22 protein-coding genes are annotated in these 17,184 nt (G+C 60.8%); 1 reads left to right on the top strand and 21 read right to left on the bottom strand.

What is annotated here, in order from left to right:
• Positions 1–454 precede the first annotated feature (454 nt).
• Positions 455–586, top strand: coding sequence for a hypothetical protein (locus B0G71_RS42770; protein WP_404935496.1), 132 nt, complete (start codon positions 455–457; stop codon positions 584–586).
• 430 nt (positions 587–1,016) lie between these two features.
• Here the strand turns inward: B0G71_RS42770 and B0G71_RS37815 are convergent, their stop codons facing one another.
• The 21 genes from B0G71_RS37815 to B0G71_RS37715 all read right to left on the bottom strand — a co-directional run bounded on the left by B0G71_RS37815 (position 1,017) and on the right by B0G71_RS37715 (position 17,074).
• Complete coding sequence (locus B0G71_RS37815; protein ID WP_116149438.1) at positions 1,017–2,291, bottom strand: DUF2201 family putative metallopeptidase; 1,275 nt, start codon at positions 2,289–2,291, stop codon at positions 1,017–1,019.
• Positions 2,292–2,298: 7 nt separating this feature from the next.
• Complete coding sequence (locus B0G71_RS37810) at positions 2,299–3,225, bottom strand: hypothetical protein (RefSeq protein ID WP_116124031.1); 927 nt, start codon at positions 3,223–3,225, stop codon at positions 2,299–2,301.
• A 111-nt stretch (positions 3,226–3,336) separates the two neighbouring features.
• Positions 3,337–4,416: an ATP-binding protein gene (locus tag B0G71_RS37805; protein ID WP_116149436.1), complete on the bottom strand. Its 1,080-nt coding sequence runs from the start codon at positions 4,414–4,416 to the stop codon at positions 3,337–3,339.
• Positions 4,417–4,547: 131 nt separating this feature from the next.
• Entirely contained in the window at positions 4,548–4,790 is a 243-nt protein-coding gene (locus B0G71_RS37800) for a DUF3717 domain-containing protein (protein ID WP_116124029.1), read from the bottom strand.
• A 259-nt stretch (positions 4,791–5,049) separates the two neighbouring features.
• Positions 5,050–5,514 carry a hypothetical protein gene (locus B0G71_RS37795; protein WP_116149434.1) on the bottom strand — a complete coding sequence of 155 codons (465 nt, stop codon included), beginning with the start codon at positions 5,512–5,514 and terminating at the stop codon, positions 5,050–5,052.
• Between the two features lie 11 nt (positions 5,515–5,525).
• Positions 5,526–7,043, bottom strand: coding sequence for a hypothetical protein (locus B0G71_RS37790; RefSeq protein ID WP_116149433.1), 1,518 nt, complete (start codon positions 7,041–7,043; stop codon positions 5,526–5,528).
• Positions 7,044–7,123: 80 nt separating this feature from the next.
• The gene (locus B0G71_RS37785; RefSeq protein WP_116149431.1) at positions 7,124–7,531 is read right to left on the bottom strand and encodes a hypothetical protein; all 408 of its coding nucleotides are present in this window, start codon (positions 7,529–7,531) and stop codon (positions 7,124–7,126) included.
• A 209-nt stretch (positions 7,532–7,740) separates the two neighbouring features.
• Positions 7,741–8,205, bottom strand: a complete 465-nt coding sequence (locus B0G71_RS37780; protein WP_116124161.1) for a hypothetical protein — start codon at positions 8,203–8,205, stop codon at positions 7,741–7,743.
• 9 nt (positions 8,206–8,214) lie between these two features.
• On the bottom strand, positions 8,215–8,607 hold the full coding sequence (locus tag B0G71_RS37775; protein WP_116149429.1) for a hypothetical protein: 393 nt from the start codon (positions 8,605–8,607) through the stop codon (positions 8,215–8,217).
• Between the two features lie 97 nt (positions 8,608–8,704).
• Entirely contained in the window at positions 8,705–9,166 is a 462-nt protein-coding gene (locus B0G71_RS37770; RefSeq protein ID WP_114158354.1) for a glycine zipper 2TM domain-containing protein, read from the bottom strand.
• Between the two features lie 74 nt (positions 9,167–9,240).
• Positions 9,241–9,624 carry a hypothetical protein gene (locus tag B0G71_RS37765; RefSeq protein WP_116124024.1) on the bottom strand — a complete coding sequence of 128 codons (384 nt, stop codon included), beginning with the start codon at positions 9,622–9,624 and terminating at the stop codon, positions 9,241–9,243.
• Positions 9,625–9,730: 106 nt separating this feature from the next.
• The gene (locus B0G71_RS37760) at positions 9,731–10,015 is read right to left on the bottom strand and encodes a hypothetical protein (RefSeq protein ID WP_116149427.1); all 285 of its coding nucleotides are present in this window, start codon (positions 10,013–10,015) and stop codon (positions 9,731–9,733) included.
• A gap of 790 nt (positions 10,016–10,805) precedes the next feature.
• Positions 10,806–11,135 carry a hypothetical protein gene (locus B0G71_RS37750; RefSeq protein WP_116149424.1) on the bottom strand — a complete coding sequence of 110 codons (330 nt, stop codon included), beginning with the start codon at positions 11,133–11,135 and terminating at the stop codon, positions 10,806–10,808.
• Positions 11,136–11,180: 45 nt separating this feature from the next.
• Positions 11,181–11,999, bottom strand: coding sequence for a PRTRC system ThiF family protein (locus tag B0G71_RS37745; protein ID WP_116149422.1), 819 nt, complete (start codon positions 11,997–11,999; stop codon positions 11,181–11,183).
• On the bottom strand, positions 11,996–12,634 hold the full coding sequence (locus tag B0G71_RS37740; protein WP_116149420.1) for a PRTRC system protein A: 639 nt from the start codon (positions 12,632–12,634) through the stop codon (positions 11,996–11,998). The genes B0G71_RS37745 and B0G71_RS37740 overlap by 4 nt, the downstream gene beginning before the upstream one ends.
• The gene (locus B0G71_RS37735) at positions 12,631–13,356 is read right to left on the bottom strand and encodes a PRTRC system protein B (RefSeq protein ID WP_116149418.1); all 726 of its coding nucleotides are present in this window, start codon (positions 13,354–13,356) and stop codon (positions 12,631–12,633) included. Before B0G71_RS37735 ends, B0G71_RS37740 begins: the two co-directional genes overlap by 4 nt.
• 10 nt (positions 13,357–13,366) lie before the next feature.
• Positions 13,367–14,356 (bottom strand): PRTRC system protein F, encoded by a 990-nt coding sequence (locus B0G71_RS37730; RefSeq protein WP_258875826.1) that lies wholly within the window; start codon positions 14,354–14,356, stop codon positions 13,367–13,369.
• 41 nt (positions 14,357–14,397) lie between these two features.
• Complete coding sequence (locus B0G71_RS42330; protein WP_258875825.1) at positions 14,398–14,598, bottom strand: hypothetical protein; 201 nt, start codon at positions 14,596–14,598, stop codon at positions 14,398–14,400.
• A 7-nt stretch (positions 14,599–14,605) separates the two neighbouring features.
• Complete coding sequence (locus B0G71_RS37725) at positions 14,606–14,824, bottom strand: PRTRC system protein C (RefSeq protein ID WP_116124016.1); 219 nt, start codon at positions 14,822–14,824, stop codon at positions 14,606–14,608.
• 11 nt (positions 14,825–14,835) lie between these two features.
• A complete protein-coding gene (locus tag B0G71_RS37720) occupies positions 14,836–15,306 on the bottom strand; it encodes a PRTRC system protein E (protein WP_116149414.1) in 471 nt (156 codons plus the stop codon).
• Between the two features lie 85 nt (positions 15,307–15,391).
• Positions 15,392–17,074: a PRTRC system ParB family protein gene (locus B0G71_RS37715; protein ID WP_116149412.1), complete on the bottom strand. Its 1,683-nt coding sequence runs from the start codon at positions 17,072–17,074 to the stop codon at positions 15,392–15,394.
• Positions 17,075–17,184 lie beyond the last annotated feature (110 nt).

Below are 17,184 nucleotides of genomic sequence, written 5' to 3'. Positions count from 1 at the left end.
GACGAGCCGGCTCACGGTCTTAAGTCAGAAAGAGCCCCATAATCGTGTAGCTTTTGACTCCCTTGCGAAGGGTATCGTCTGTATGGAATCCGACTTCGCACTGTTTAATGTTCCGCTTGATGACCAGAAACACTCACTACTCGCGACGCCCTCACGTCACCCACGCGCGCCGGGGCAAGACGCTGTTATTGCCTATGCCTCGCGCGGCGGCGGATGAACTCTCTCTTCAGATTCACCTTGCCCTCGATGCCATGCGGCGTGGGAAAGGGAATGTGAGCACCGCCCAGACACTGTGCCAGGCGATGATTCTCGTTGGTCTGTTAGCAGATCTAGGGTACGGCGCTACAACAGTCGAGCAGATGCGTAGCGCCGAGACAGTTATCTCGGAGGCGTTCGATCGAGGGTGCGACTCGGGCGTCTGGTGTCTCGACGAGGCCGGCTTCCTGCAGTTCGCATGATCGCGACCATGTACGACGAGCAGCTCCGGCGCGCACCCATGTCGGCGATGGCCGAAGCGAGCAACCGTCTCGACCGGTTCCGTCAGGGCGCGGCGTTCGAGGCGACAGCCTCCCCTCCACGCCAGTAGTCACAATCCGGGCGCAGAGAGACGCTCATCCACGCATTGCCAGCTTTTTCCACCAATGCAAAGAAAACTCCTGGCCGTCGGCTAATTCTTTTGCTTCAATTCCAGCCGATAGCAACGATTCTTTTTCCTTGGATCGAGCTTTTGCGGTTGCAGATAGTTACGCTCGATGCATTAATTTGTCGGCTTTCCGTGGATGAGCGGCCTTCTATTGCACTTTATGCAATAGGACCGTTAGCCGGCTCACGGTCCTCGCAATGGGCAAAAACCGCGTTTCCCTTGCCCAGCAAGGCTTCCACGCCAGCGGTTGCTCTGACTGACCTTGTAATTTATGGAACCGCCTCGAATTCCACATATCGATACGTCGAGGCAAAAAAAAAACCCGGCTGCACCAGCCGGGTTGGGTTCATGAGAATGGGCAAACACAAAGCCGCTAGCAGATGACTTCAACCGTTTCACCGAATGGCGCCTTCTTTGCCCGTTTAAGCGGCGTGGTCGACGCCCAAAGAACGGGATACGACGGCGCTTCGTCGGGGAAGCGGCCATCCATGTCGGTGAGATACACGAGAAACGCCGGATGAATGCCTTCCGCTGCGAGCCGCCTGAACGGCTCGACAAACGAAGTGCCGCCTCCGCCGCGAACGGGTTGCAGTTCGAAATCGACTGCGTCGCCGCGCTCGAAGATCTGCAACTGGGTCACGCGCGTATCGCAATCCATCACGATCAGCCGCCGCGGCCGCACGCCGTCATTTACAGCGATTATTTCCGCTGCGAACTGTGCCTGCGTTTCGTCCCAGACCGACCCACTTGAATCGCGGACGAACACCGCGTCGCCTACCGCCGGTTCGTGCAGCGAGGGCAGATACAAACCCAGATGCAGATAACGGCGATTCGGCATCACGTAGCTGTAGTCCGTCGGCGACGAGTCCTGCGCAAAGCGATGCAGGATTGGTCGCCAGTCGACGGCAGGTTCGACCGCCTGCGCGACCATCCCCTGCAGCGCGCCCGGCATGCCCCCGCGCATCTGGGCAGCCTTCGCGGCCTGATGCACGGCAACCTTCCACTCGGCCTCCTGCCTTGCACGATCATCCGCGACATACTGACGGACCTCGCCACACGAGAAAGTGGCGTCGTGAGAAGGCGGCGAAGCACTGGGGCTAGGGTTTGCGGACGGTGTGTTCGCGCCGTTCGCGGATTGCGGCGGGCTGCTGCCCCCGTTCGGGACCCTTGGCTGGGAGCCAGACTTCCCTGCTGGTTTGCCACTATCCTGCTGCCCTTGACCCTGCTGCTCCTGCCGTTCCTTCTCCCTGCTCCGTTTCTCCTGCGCGAGGATGCCGTAGATCTCCTCGGCCGACTTGCCGGTGAACCGCGCATCAATCAACACGCCCTTGGGCAACTGCATGCCCGCATCGATGATGATTGGATTGATCGCGTAGTCACACGCGTCGTTCCATAGATCCGGGTCGCGATCACCCTGACGCCAGCAGTGGCCGCCGGCCACGTGCAGTACTTCATGCGCCAGAACCCCGCGCGTCTCAAGATCGTTCAGTTGCGATAGAAACGATGGGTTGTAGCCGATCGAAACCGAGTCGGTCCAGAACGTTTTGCACGAAGGATCTTCGACGACCTTGAGCCGCAGCGCCAGCGCCCCGAAAAACGGCTGGTCCAGCACCAGCGCGGTACGCTGCTTCGAGATACGAGGGTCCATAGCCATCTCACGCGACCAGACGCAAAAGCGGCGTCTGCTCCTGAGTCGCCGGCTCCTGATCGATCATCGGCTCCGGCGTGCTGCCCATGAAGGCCGCCATCAGGCCTTCGATTTCCTGGGCCTTTGCCGCAACCTGCGAGCGCAGCACACGCGACTCCTTCAGATCCGCTCCGGTGTGCACGGCAAGGTGCTTCTTCGCCTGCTCGAGGATGTGCGTGAGCTTCGGGTCGTTGCTGAAATTCAGCTTCGGCAGGAGCTCACACAGTTCGCGTACCTGATTGGTCACGTCCAGTCGCACATTGCCTTCCGCGTACAGCCGGTCGGCAAGCTTCGAGGTGGCTTCGTAAAGGCGGCCGACAAGATCATTGTTGGCCGTCGAGATACTGGCCAGAACGTGCTGGTCGATATCGGTGCGCAAAGCTGACAGAACGTCGTCCGGCAGGTCGATCCCAAACTGGCCCGCGTCCGGAAACGGAAGCACGGCCATTTTGATCCCGAACTTCCCGGACATCTGCGCGAGGCTCGGGTAGTCCGCCTCGTTGAACAGCCCGTTCAACTCAGCACGTGCCTTTTCCTTCAGGTCCAGATAGTCCGTCAGGAAAACGGACACGGCCAGTTCGAACTCGTCCTTCAGCTTGCGCATATGGTCCGCGAAGTCCATATAGACCATCGTCGGCAGAAGGCGCACGCCCAGCTGGTCGTACTTCAGCGAGTGGTCATAGTAGTACGAGCGGATGCGGTTACCGATCGATACCACCTCCTTGTAGCTCGGCGCATGTTCAGGCATCAGACGCTTGTTGAAGCGGCCGATACCCTTCGTCTCGTGCGACTTCTCGACTTCTTCAGTCGCCTTGACGTCGAAACAGCGTGCCTGCCAGGTTGAGATCGTGACCGACGACAGCATGACTTTAGACTTGATATTGGTGATGTTCATGGAATGACTCCGGTAGATAGATGAATGGATGACGCAGAAAGAAAAAAGCCACGGCGCGCGCGAAGCGGGCCGTGGCAAGGAACAACGGATGAAGCGTGAAAAAAAGGCCGGTCAGCCGCGGATGATTGATCCGAGCGGACCGCTCTGGGCACGAATGAACGCGTGAGTGTTCTGCAACGTCGGTGTGCGCCGGATGGCGTCACGCGCGAGCAGTGCGCCGAACTCGCGATGTCCGGCGTCAATGAGCCGGTCGTTGTAGGTCAGCACACGATCGAAGTTGCCTTCGGTTGCATGCGCCGCCAGCGCGGTGGTCGTTGCGAACAACGCCGCCGGCGTTTCCGGAATGGGCGCCGTGTCGGGCGACAACAGGATCGCATCCGGCGAGGGCAACTCGCGATAGATGCCGAGGAAGGCAAGGAGCTCCGTCGCCGCCCCCTCTCCCACCGTTCCGGCGTAGGAGGTCAACTCGAGCGACTTGGGAACCACGTTCATCGTCTTGCCGACGAAACCCCAACTGCGCGGGCTCGGCGAATTCTCGATGTCGCGCGTCGTTTTGCGCACGGACAGCAGATCCGGTCTGAACCGTAGAAACGCAATCAGCTCGGCCGGTACGTTGTGCCGCACCGCCCAGTCCGACCAGCCCTGAATCGTCGGAATCAGTTGCACGACAGTCGCGAAACGCGAAATGACGGGGTCAAGAATGCCTGTCACACCCGCGTTGTCATTGCGCCGGTTAGACGCAGCAACGAACGTGACATGATCCGGCAGGACGTGGGTTCCGATCCGCCGCGCCAGCAGCAACTGCATCTTGGCTGCCTGAACCGCGGGCGACGCCTGCCCCAGGTCATCGAGAAACCAGATCAGGGGCGTCTTGCTGTTGACGGCCGCCTCAAGATCGCCAAACGGCAGGTGGCGTGCTGTCGTGCCGTCGGCAGACGGAAACGGCAGCCCCTTCGAATCGGTCGGATCCTCGACCACCGGATGGCTGATGAGTAGAGCGTGACCGGTCGCTTGCGCAACCTGTTCGACGATATCGCTCTTGCCGATACCCGGGCTCCCGGTAATGAGCACCGGCAAGCGCGCCGGAACATAGGCCGTAAGGAGTTCGGTCAGCTGCGCTGCAGTGACCTGGTTGGCAGGCGCGTGATCGGCGACAGCAACAGATGCAGCAGCGTTATTACGTGCGTTCATAGGGTTCTCGCAAAAAAGAAATGCCCCACGAACCAGCGCCCCAGGGGACGTGGTCCCTGTGGGGCGAGTCAGGTGTGCCGCTATCGCAGCGGGTCGATGCGTCGGATGACGCGAAAAGAAGGGGGTGTAGCTTACGTCTGCGCGCCAGCCAGAGCGGCCAGTTGCGCCTCGTTCAATGCTTCACGGGCCACGTCGGTCTCGCGAAGGAAAATCATCCTGCCGTAGAGATTGGCAAGGCAACGTGCTTCGGCACACAGCACCAGCACATCCGTTTCGAACATCGACGGATTGCGGTTGCGCCAAACATTGATCGCGGTCTCGATCTGTGCGACCGGGATGCGGGCGGCTTCAGAACCGCTGTTCAGAACAGTCATGGGGACCTCACTGGGAAGCGCCCCGGCCATCGCCCGTAGGAGATCGCGTTCCCCGGGGCAGAGTTGTTGCCCACGCAGGGGCGGTTCGATGCGTCAGGGACGCGGGTGATATGGACAGTTTATGCAGCCGTCGTTACCGGACCTGTCCGTATGCTGCGCAAAATCACCACCCTTAGGCCTCGCCCGACACAGGTTCACACTCGGTGCGGACGAAAAAAAACCGGCGCATAGCGCCGGTTTGAGACAGAGAAATGTCGAATCAGGACAACGACAACGAGCACTGCGCGGACAGCGTTGCATCGATGCGCGCATTCATCGCGCGTTCGCGTTCACGAAATACGCGCGATTTTGCTTCACCGACACCGTTGTGCTTCTCGATCACATAGGAGAACGCGGACGGTCTTGCGGGTCCTGGCCAGCCGGTCCATTCCTCCATGATCCGCGCCCGCTGATCGGGTGTACACGCGAAGTACTCACGACGCGAGCGACGCCATTGCTGTGCGTACAGATCCCGCATACGCTGCTCGGCCTGCAGGAACAGCCTCTCACGACGCGCCAGCTCTTCGTCGAGCGTGCGTGCGGGCGGAAGCTCAAGCTGGTCGCTGAACAGGGGATACGCCTTCGCGAGCTTTTCCAGCTGTCGCTGCTCACGGCTAAGGAACAGTGCCTGACGGCGGCTCGTCCAGGAGAAACCTTCCGGCCGGGCCTGACGGTCAAATCGCATACGCCCTCCCCTTACGCAGCACGGCGTTCGAGGACCGCTCGGGCATAGGCTAGCGTGCCGTCCTTGGCCTGCTGCAAGCGCCGTCCCTCGTTAAGTGCCGGGTTCACCAGTGCGTACTGAAGAATCGCACCAGCGCGCCAGTTGCGGATCTCGCTGAAGCCCGATGCGATCGCCTCGTCGACATGCTTGACGCCATCGATTACCACGCCGTCGTTGCGCTTGTAGCGGGCGCCAAGCGCCGCTTCCTTCGCACGCCGTGCTTCATCTTTCCGGCGCTCTTCAAGCTTGCGGTCGGCATCGGCCTTTTCCCATTGAACCTGGGCCGGCTCGTCGAAGCCACATAACGCGAAGACAGCCCGGCGCCGCGCTTTCGCTTTGGCTCCGCGCAGTTTCACGCCATGAAACTCCTCGACGGCACGCTTGCTGCTCTCATTTCGTTCATCCGTCGTGTCCAGAATGTCCAGCAGCCTCGCAATGTCGCGCTTCTCGATGGCTGCAGCCAGGTGATTAGCCCACTCGTACGACTCGCGCCCGTGTGAGAGAACCGCCATTTCGCATTCGAGCTTGTGCCGGCGCGCACTCATTCGGCCTTGCGCACGCTCCATGTCGGCCCGGTCCACTGCCTTGTCGCGCCGCGAGTCCGCCTGCAACTGGCGCAGCCTCGCAGCGAAGTCGTTGACCGGCCGCCCGATCGCAACGGGCGTGTCGAACATTGCTGGCAACGGCTCGGCGTTCACGATCTGCGCATCGAACAGAGCATCTTCGACCTCGATATAACCTGCCGTTTCTGGCAAGCCTGCCGTCGCGGCAACGATCGCGTCGAGGTTTTCCGCCGTGAGCGACTGCTTCGCGTGACGCATGATCGAACTCACCCGTTGCAACCTGCCGGCAGAAAACCGGCCGCGAACTTCTGGCACGTCGAGAAGCGGTGCGGCCCACTCGAGGTCGTAGCGGAATGGCCGTTCCATCGCACGGTAGTCATCCATTACTCCGGTCGGGACGTCCTCGTTCCGAAGCAGAGCGTAAGCAACGTGCACCTCGTGGCGGCCGTTCACCTGGCCGCCGGCCACTGCTGGACCGCCGGAACCAAAGCCAAAGCGCGCCATCGCCGCGTCATGGAATAGCGACGACAGATTGAAGAATTGTCGAGCATCCCGCGCGGCCGCTTTTTCGGCATCGATCTGGTTCGTCGACAGGAAACTCTGCGGCGCACGCGCCAGCTCGAAGAGGCCGAACAGCTCCTCCCAGTGCGCCGGGCGGATCTGCCACGGACGGGCCTGCTCGCCATAGGCGGACAGCCAGAACGCGTGAACCTCGCCGAACAGCCGGGCGACGATCTCGACTGCTGAGCCTGCACACCGCAGCGCCAGCGCGCCGTTGTAACGGGTCACGCTTGCCGGAACGGCGTCGCTGAACAGCGAAATAGACGATGTCTCCGTCTCCTTCACACGCTCGCTGGCGAACAGGGCAACGACGCCTGCGAGCGTCGCGACGGTGAAGCTTTCGCCGGGAATAGACAGTTGGTACATGAAGTTGGCTCCGCAAAAAGAAAGGGCCAACGTCCCCGGATGGGATGTTGGCCCATCGGGGTTCAGGAAAAGAAAACTGGTCAGTCGATATCGAGCATGCGCGAAACTACCGCCGCCACCGCCCACGCCTGCGAGCGTGACAGCGACTTGATGCGGATGAGCGGGACGCTCTTCCACAACTGGGAGTCACGGTCCGTGACGAGTTCAATCAGGTCGACCCGGATAATCCACCCTTCCGAATTGCCGCGCTCGACCGACAGGGTCAAACGACGGTTTGACTGCTCGACAGGCCACGGCGCCAAGGGCGGCAGGCCAAACCGGTCCGGGCAGTCCGCGTCGATAAAATTCGCGTGCGTCACCCACTCCGGCTCGATCTCCGTCCGCCGCAGGGCACGGGAAATCTGCTCTACGACACTGCCGACGGTCGCGCCAAGCGTTTCAAAGGGTGCGGTCGCCAGCGCGACCGGCAAATCAAGGGTTTCGGACATAGAGGGCCCATAAAAAGCAAAAGGCCGCACCCGAAGGTGCAGCCTTTCAAGAAAAGACGGACCGGTTAAAGCCGGTCCGCGTCACAATCAGCGGGGAACGCGCGGATGCCGACGTTCGCGATCCGCCTTTCGGCCGAGGTCGCTCATGTGCTTGCCATACGCACAAATCGCAATCGTCAGGATTAGCGCAACTACACCGAAGCCCATAGTCATTCTCCGTTCATGGAATCCATGCCCTCAGTAAAGGTTAGCACAATGATCGCCGCGAGCGCTGCCTCGTTGAGAACAGCGCCCCACGTCCAATCGCTGGTCGAGTGCCAATATCCAACGAAACTCACTAGCGAAGCGACGGTGAGCGCGTGGCAGAAGCGACCGAACTGCTGCCTCTGATCCTTGCTCCACGCCTGCCCGAGCGGTATGAATGACCGCTTTCGATCGACGTTCGCGACCGGAACACTGACCGAGAAACTACCGTCCACGCGATGATCGAGCGGCGCATCCAGGTCGTCGATCAGAGCACTTACAACCGGCGGTGCCTCGGTTGCGCCCAATTCGCGTAAGAGAGAAGCAAGGCGCTCGGACGGAATTACTTGCCCAAGCTCTCGGGAAAAAGTCGCCTGATCGGTCACGACCATGCCCGATGGGTATTCGACAGTGATCTCGACAATTTCCATCGACATCACCTATCGGCGTTCGCCATCAAGACCAGCGGCCAGCCGCAGGCCCGAAAGCAAGGCATCGTAGCCTTCACGGGACGACAACTGCTCGAAGGGCACCGCGTTGTCCACACCGCCCGACATGTCTGAGCGACCTCGGCGGGTGCGAAACGACACAGCCACCCTCTGTCGCTTCGGTATGTCAGCGACCTCCAGCATGACCGCCGGCGTGCGCAGCGTGACGCGGCAGCCGCGGCCGCGACGCGCCGGTTCGGTGACGATCTCGTGATCGTGCGGACGCAGACGAAGATCTCGCGCCACCCGGCGCAACATCCGCGTCGCGTGGTCAGTTATTGCGGCGTCCGACGCCGCTCCCGAACTGCGGCGATCGGCATAGAACACCTTGGGAACTCTCAACATACGGACCTCGAAAAAAAATGCGAGGTGCCCTTTCGGGAACACCTCGCGATGAAAAGACAGGCCGGCGTATACCGGCGCGTACAGGAAGGAAGCCAGGTCAGTGCGTAACGCGCAGACCCGAGTTGGTGGAAATGAGGAGAACGTGATCGCCCGGCGCGAACTGCTGATCGTCGGGTTGAGCCACAACCACATCGCGCCCTGTGCTCGTGTGCACGATGATTTCAAGACCTGCGTGATGCGACAGCACCTGCGAAACCTTCTGCGTGATGAAGCCGGATGCGGCTCCGGACAAGGCGCCGGCAATGTAGCGACCGGTGCCGTTGCCAATCGTGCGTGAGCCAAGGAAAGCACCGACACCCGCGCTGATGAGCGACGTCAGCCCGGAGTTGTCCTGGCTGGCTTCGATCGTGATTGCGCGAGTGCGGAGAACCGTTCCCTGTTCAAGGGAGCCCGCGTGCTGAACGTCATACCGCTGGTACGTATTCGGCGAACCGAAGTCGATACCTGCGCAAGCGGAAAGCATGGAAGCGAGAACGAGACTGACGATGATCTTGAACATTTGATTGCCTCAACGAGATTGGGGCAACCGTCCCGTCAGGGAGGTCGCCCTGACGGGAAAAAAAGGTGTTTGGTTCAGTGAGCCATAGCAGGGCGAAGGCTCGTGCTCCGTTCGCGAACAGCAAACCAGCGCGCTGCGGTGAGCAGCACGACCGAGAGCGGTGCGAGAACGAAGACAAACCAGAGGCCGACGCCTTGTATGAACGCGCTGTACGCGTAGCCGTGTCCGGTAACGGACTCAACCATGAGCGCAGCGAATGACAACTGATGCGAACCGACATGCGCCAGATAGGTATCGAGAGCAGCCGGTCCGGATGCGCGCAGCAGATCGAGTTGACTCTGCGCTTCGAACGCGCAGCCGAAAATGACCAGTGCGCAGCCCGTTAGAGCGAGAGCGGCGGCGACGATCAGAACGAACTTGGACGAAACGGCCGTGGCCGTGTGTTTACGATTCGACATGGAACAGCTCCACAGAAAACGGGAGCCGGTTCCCGTTGGGATTGGCTCCCAAAAGGATTGGATGAGTGCGACAGGTGGTTTCACCTGACGCATCGGACAGACGCGGTTACGACGAAATGCGGGTGAGGTAATGCAGGTCGACGCGACCGCTTTGGACGAGCTCACGCTCGGTATCAAAAGGGATCTGGTGATCGAATTTCACGGTTGCTGTTCCATCTTCCCAGACATACAGAATCGTGCCCGAGTAAGTCCGGATCGGCAATTTCGCAATGGCTTGCGCGACGACACGTTGGTTTTCGCGGAAACCCCACTTCTCCGAAACCTTGAGGGGACTGGCCGAGATTGCCAAAGCCTTGACGAGTTCCGGCGAGAAAGTGACTTGCTGCAACATGGTGCGGCTCCAGAAAAAAAAGGAGCCGGTCCCGTTGGGATGGCTCCCAACAGGGTTGGCAGACGGGTTTGAACCGTCGTGGAGGACCGACATTGCCGGTCAAAGGTTCGAGCACACCAGCAAGCTGGAGTGTTCTTTCGATGCGCAGAAGCGCGGGTGATAGGGTGAGTCTAGGGCACATCTGAGCCGCCGAAGCCTGGAAACCTCGTGGATCCAGCCTCGCTTTCACCGATTGGGGGTACCCGGCTGTCATCCCAGATCATTACCCTGTCGGCACTGCGCCGCTTCGCTGCATAAAACGGTTGCCGGGCTCGCGCGCTTTGTGACCACCACACCGGGGGTTTATGCGCTGCTCGATCAAAACGCGGTCGTCGCGATCGGCGTTAGTGGCGGAAAGGACAACCTACGACGAGGCAGTGCTGCTCGCAAGCGTTCGCACCCGCGTCGCGAAACTCGTCGGCATTGACATCGGGCACGTGACGGCCGACTCGGTCGTACAGCGATATGACGAACTGCTCGCCACGCGCAGCTCCAGGCAACCAACAACGCGCCCACGCGACGACGTAACAGGTGCAGTCACGACGCAAGCCGCGTTCGCCTTCTGAGACTACGCGATCGGACAGCGGGATTGAGCGGACGAAAAAAAACGCCATTCCCCGGAGGGAACGGCGCTCGTCGTCATAAGTTCAGTACAGCGTCGCCCAAACCACACGTTTTTGGGCTTCGGATGCACTGGTACAACGCAAACAGCGGAAATTCAGCCTCGGTGGCCGAATGCGTCCGGCGATCTCTACCGCGCGCGTTGGCCAAGCAGCCGGACCGAATACGCCCCAGCAATGCTGCCTTCCATACCCGCAACGAGCGCCGCGACTGTGGCCTCGATCTCGATATGAGGCATGCCGCTGGGGAATATCGCAAAGCTACCCGCCAATACATTCTCGCCCGCGCTGGTGAATTCGCCGTTCGTGAGCCACCAGCGATCACACTCGCGCTCGAATCTTAGCCAAATGCTGGCCCGCTTCGGCGCTACAACGGTCTGGAACGTCTTGCTGAACGCATCCACGATCCGGTCCTTGTCCCAGCCGTGTTGCGCCAGGCTATCAATAATCGCTTGTTTCATGATTCTCCGGAAAAAAAAAAGCCGCTTCCCGAAGGAAGCGGCATATCAGATTACGGCGGATTTTTTCCGGCTCCTGCGAGCCTTCTTCTCCGCCAGCTTCGGCGCTTCGTACCCGAAGCGAGCCCATGCAGCAGGATCAGTGGCAACCGGGTTCGTTCGCCCCGTTGTGAGGTTCACGAATACCGCCGACCAGTCGAGCGACCCGGTGCGAAAGAGCGTCCACAACAGATTGAACGCCTGCACCGAAATCGCCTGGTTGATGACCAGCGACTGCTTGCGCAGTGCGTCGGCCATCGAACAGGAAGGCATATCATCGCCTTTATCATTCTTCGCATTCAGCAGGTCCGGAAACAGGTCGCCCACATGGGGTAGCCTGTCATGCCGTTGCTTGCCGAACTCGCCAAGAATGACCTGACCGCGGTCCGTCTCATTTCCACAGTCGAGGTAGTAGCGGCACGATCCCCGCTTTGCGGACTGCACAATCGCGTGGCGCGCGCGCCGGGTGTCGACGCAACCGATCACGAGGTCCGCCTGTAGGCGGACACTCGAATCGACACGGCGTGCTTCGGCCACCCAGCGTGTGCCCATCAGGTTGTTGAGCCGGTTCACAAGCAGCAGCGCCTTGTACTGGCCAACATCGTTCGGATAAAACCCCTGCCGGCCGACATTCGTTTCGCTGACCGTGTCATCGTCGTACACCGTGCATTCGATTCCGCCCGGGTGTCCGAGCTCGATCATTGCGTGATGCAGGCGCGCGAGGCTTGGTAGCAATGCGCTACCGGTGCCACCCGCCCCCACGACGACCACCCGCCAGGCCTGCGTGAGCATGTGTTGGGGGATGCAGTGTCTGATGGCGGTGTTCATGCCGTCACCTCCGCTTCCAACGCCACCTGCCACGTTCCGGGAATTCCGCCCTGCTTCTCGAAAATCCCCTTCACACACAGACGGAATGCCATCGACGGCGAACGATCACAATTACCGAGCACGAGCGCGAGCTTCACGTCATGCCGGTCATCATCGTTGTCCGTGCGAGAGAAGAATGCCCCGCCCGAACCATGCGAGTGGCAGTCCACCACAACGCTTTCGCCTTCATCCAGCAAGGGTCGCTCGTACCTGAGATGACCCGGACCGTGCGACAACGAAGGCAACGACACCGTGCGAAACTGGCCGGTGTGCCGATTCCAGACGATCCACGCCCCCGCTTCATTGGGCAGCGCAGCGTGCGCCATCCGATAGAAAGCAGCGACGTGCTCCGCAGGTATGGCGCCGCACAGCAGGTCCGTCGATTCGGCGACCTCCCCGTAAGGAATCGCGGTGGCCACGTCATACCGCGCGATGCGGCGAACCACACGAATCCACGGCCGCTGCACTTCGAGCCAGATACCGTTGGCGGCAATCAGCAGCCGTTCACCGTCTGTAGTCATGGGTTCCACCGCCTCACTGCGCGGCACCATAACGGACGGGAATGACTTCTGCAGAACCGTATCGAGTGCGTTCATGCCACACCCCCAACCCGACCATTCACCAGCGCCAGCGCCGCAAACTTCGTTGGCACAAGACACTCCATCGGGAACGCTTCGCCGAACTTGCCGTCCAGCATGTCGCGCCAGAAAGCGTATTCACCATTCGTATAGCTCACGCGCTTGCCGCCCGCGTTCGGATGGGTGAATGCCGACTCAAAGAAACCCGCTTCCCAGCGGGGGATCGACGCAACGTCGACGCGCTTTGGAACACGTGCAGTCCCAATGCAGATGCCGCCGTTGTCCCAGGTGTTGAAATAAGGCGGCTCGAACAGCTTTGTTCCGGCGGTGGGCCGATCTGCGTCCGCGACTGCGAAGACGCGAAAACCGACGTTCGACGCCTGAAACACGAGGCCGGGATGCGGCACGATCGCCGAGCGTTCGCCAAGCGTCGCGCACTTGAAGAACACCCGACGCAACGCCGGCGGGCACCACCACGTAACAGCGGCGGGAGACATCCCCAGCACTGTTGGCGGCAGAAATTCCGCTTTCGGTGCAGCGTGTTCCGCGAGCTTCGTCAGCGCCGAAATGAGCGCGTCACGTTGCAACGGCCGTCCAGCGCCGATCGTGGGACGACCTTTTACAAGAGCGATCGGGTGCGCCGTGGCGAACACCGTTTCGTCAGGTTTTGCGCCATAGAGCAGCAACGCTGATTGCAGCGACACATCCGCGCTGGCGCGGCCAGTCGTAATACCGGTCATGGGAAACTCCTTAAAGAATATGCGTCACGAGCGCCAGCAGGCTGTCGAGACGTTTGAGGATGGAAAACGCGAGCGTCCAGTCGGCGTATTGCCGGCGGATCGCACGCGCGTTGTCGCCCAATGCGATAAAGCCGTGATAGGTCGTGACCTCACCGCTCTGGGCTTCGCTATCGAAATGACAGTCGAGGATGTCGCCGATGAACTCGTTGCCATCGATAACAATCCCGCATCCCGCGTAGACGGGGTTCGTCCCATACGAAGCGTTAAACAGCTTTCGTCGGCGCGTGCCGTGCATCAGGCGGTTAAGCCTGAGCAGTTCGGTGCAGACACGCCGAACCGTTCCTTTGCTTCTGTTGCGCAGGGTGAGCAGCTCGTCATCGGTCAACGCCTGACGAAGCCGCCAGCGACCGCCCGAGAAGACGGACGGTTCCGCATCCTCAGGACAGAGCATTGGCCTGACCGTCGAAGGCAGATACGCTTTTCGCGCCTCTGCGTCTTCGCCGAATCGCTCCTTGAGCATCTCCGCCGCATCCGCGTCGGAGATGCTCTCGTCGCCTTCCCAGTACCAGCAAGCGAACTCGTACATGAACCAGTCCGGCGTACGCAGCCAGACCGTGCGCCAGGCAGCACGATTGATGACAGACATGACCGTACGCAGGAGCAACGGGTGCGCCGCGCGTAACCTGCCCACCATTGGCCCGAAGGAACAGAGCCACTCCTCGGGCGACTCCAGCGTAAAGAACAGCGACGAAGGATCTTCGTCGTTGTTCGCGGTGCCCGTGTGCTGGAGAACATCCCGCACTGCGAGGCTGTCGAAGAGACACGGTTTTAGCGTGATGCGCTTGAGCGATGCGGTTTGGCGCTTCACCCAGGCAAAAAAAGCCTGCTGGAACGCGTCCCCCGCATCAATCGGATTGCTCACGTCAGCTGCGAGCAACGGACCATGCAGGAAATGCTTTCTGGCGAGTCCCGTCAGGGAAACGTCCGCACGCCACTTCACGCGCGCCTCGACAGGAACATCGTCGGCGACGTCCGGAAGCGTCAGAAAATCAGCGGCAGATCCACGTCGGGCAACGGCAGCGCGTGGCGGTTGCCACGACCCACCGGCGCCGAAAGCGAGGTGCGAATCAGTTGTTGCAGGATCGAAGAGCATGAGCGGGCTTCCTCGTCATATAAAAAAACCGCCCTCTCGGGCGGTTCCTGGTTGAATGCCGCATCCTTACCGGACAGGGCCTTGAGCAAAGCGTCTCTACGCATGGGAGCCTTTTGCACCCGCCGCGCGGACGAACGTGTAGCGCATCACCGTGTCCTTGATCTCGGGCCCGTCTACGGCGGCCGTCGTCAGTTCCGGATACTGCGCGGTGTAAAGATCGCGAACCTGGTCGGGCGTGAACGCGGGGCCCGGATCGAGCAGGTTCATGCCGTTGTAGGCAAATTCGCGGATCACTGCGGCGATGGAGATGGACATGGGAAATCTCCTTAACCGAGAAGCGACAGGAGATCCGTGCCCTTCGGCTCGGACGATGCGGATGCGGGTGCGGCTGGTGCCGATGCGGGAGTCGAGTCCGACGCTTGCGCCTCGTCTTCGTCTTCGCTCTCGTCTTCGTCCGCCGCGCTGTTCGAAGCCGGCGCGGGTTGCGCCTTTTTGGAACCGCCCTGCAACGCCTTCTGCGCCTTGCCGACCTGCGACTTCTTCGCTTCGTCGAGGATCGCCGCCGTGACGGCAACCTGTTCCTCGAGCGATTTGTGCGAACCCGCATAGGTCAACAGTGCATTGGCGAAACCCTCGTCGAGTTCAATTGCCGTCGCCGTGAGGACGAGCGGCTGGCGCAACGCCGGGCCCGTCGCGCCGTGCGGCACGACAAACACCGCCAGCTGGTCGCCGGACGCCTGCAGGGTCATCACAACCTTGCCGGACGAGCGCACAAGCGCTTCAAGTTGCTGAAACATAAGTGACTCCAGAAAAGTGAAAAAGCCGCGCGAGGCGGCGTATACATATAGAGGGGGAACGGGGCGCTGAACGCGCCCCGCCAGATCAGAACTTCAGAACCTTCGGCAGTTTGCCCGCGTAGTCGAAACCTTCGACCTTGAGCAGTGCCTCGATAACTTCCGGCTTGGATTTCGCGAACACCTTCTTGAAGTTCTCGCCGAGCGCGGCACGAATGCCAAGCTCATCCGCGAGAACGGTCATTTCGGACTTCGTGATCAGCTCCAGAAACTCCTTGTCGAGCGTCCAGTGCTTTTTCAGATCCAGCTTGTGCGACTTGCAAAGCTGGGTGAGGTTGGTCACCTCGAGCCCTTCGATCGCTGCGAACAGCATTGCGATCATCAGGTCGGCCTGCTTGCTTTCGTTCGTCGCCTGCACGGCGTCGATCGCTTTGGGCAGATTGGCGAGCGGTGCTTCACCCTCCGCGATCCGCTCGAAGAACTTGCGGAACGACGCGTCATCGATCTGACGGGCGTGGCCACTCAGCACGATTGCAATCAGGTACTGGCGAGCCAGTTCGTGATTCATGCCGATGTCCACGCGCAGCGCCTTGCGCCAGAGCTTCACGCGATACGCCTTCACCTTCTCGGACTCGGCGATGACCGTGACCGAGGGATTGGTGGAGGACGGTGCACTGGCTGACTTGCTGCCCGTGCCATTCGCGCTCTTCGCCGCCGGCGCCGACTTCGCGCCCTCGGCCTTCTCCGGCTGTTTTGCAGCCTTTTCAGCCTGGATGCGAGCCGCCACCTTCTTCATGTTGCAGACGGTGTCGAAGCACTGGCCGCGATAGACCTTACCGACCGAATCAGGGAGGCCGCTCACTGCCGCGCCGTAATTTGCGCAACCGTGACAGGCTTTCGCCTGTTCGAGACCAACGCCGTTCGTGCCGTCGACAGCCAGTTGCACGCGCGTATTGTTGTCCCCTGCCCGCACGATACGCACGGTCTGGAACTCATCACGCAGGCCTGCCGCTGTCGCTTCAAGCTGCTTCTCCGTTTTCTCGTTGAAGCAGGTGCGGTTAGTACAGTTTCCCGTACCGATCGCTTCGCCAAACATCTGTGCCTGCGTTGACGAGTTGTGCGGGCACCCCGCACAGTCCGTCTTGTCGAAGATGGCAGGAGCCAACGCGCACGACGCCGATTCCACCAGCTTGCGCACATCAGCGGCCGAACGCTTCTCAGCGACAACGACAGGCAGGACCTTGTCCTGATTCTCTTTCGAGAGTGCCGCCAGCAGTTCGGCGTGAGCGATATTGATCTTTCGCTCGCTCAATGCATCGAGCACCGCCGTCGAGCAGTTCAGCAGCGCAAGGCGGCTATCCAGCGTCGCGCGAGACCAGCCAAGAATCTTGGCCGTCACGTCGCGATCGCCGCCCTGCAGACCGAGCAGCTCCGCAGCGTCACGGGCTTCCTCGGCGGGAGACAGGTCGTCGCGCTGGATGTTTTCAGTAAGCGCAATACGCCGCGCTTCGACGTCGTCGACGTCCTTTACGACGATGGGCATCGGAAAGTCTTCGCCGTGAGCTTCCATGGCGCCGCGATAGCGACGGCCACCAGCGATCACCTCGTAGTCAAAATCGTCCTCAACGACCGGACGGACGATGATCGGCGTGTCAACGCCGTGTGCCCGGATCGACTCAGTCAGCTCCGACATCGCCTTCGGATCGAAGTACGTACGGGGATTGCGACCGATTTTGATGCGCTTGAGGGGAGCAGTAAGTTGTTGTTGCATTGCAGGTTCTCCGGAGAGGGAACCTGCCCCCGGTCGGGAGTGGTTCCCGATGGGGTCAAAGATGAAAAGCCGGGCAGTGCCGGCGCGGTCGATGCGTCAGAGACGCGGTA

Source organism: Paraburkholderia sp. BL27I4N3 (genome assembly GCF_003386115.1).
In the GTDB taxonomy this organism is placed as follows: domain Bacteria; phylum Pseudomonadota; class Gammaproteobacteria; order Burkholderiales; family Burkholderiaceae; genus Paraburkholderia.
This window is presented reverse-complemented; position numbering and strand designations above follow the sequence as displayed.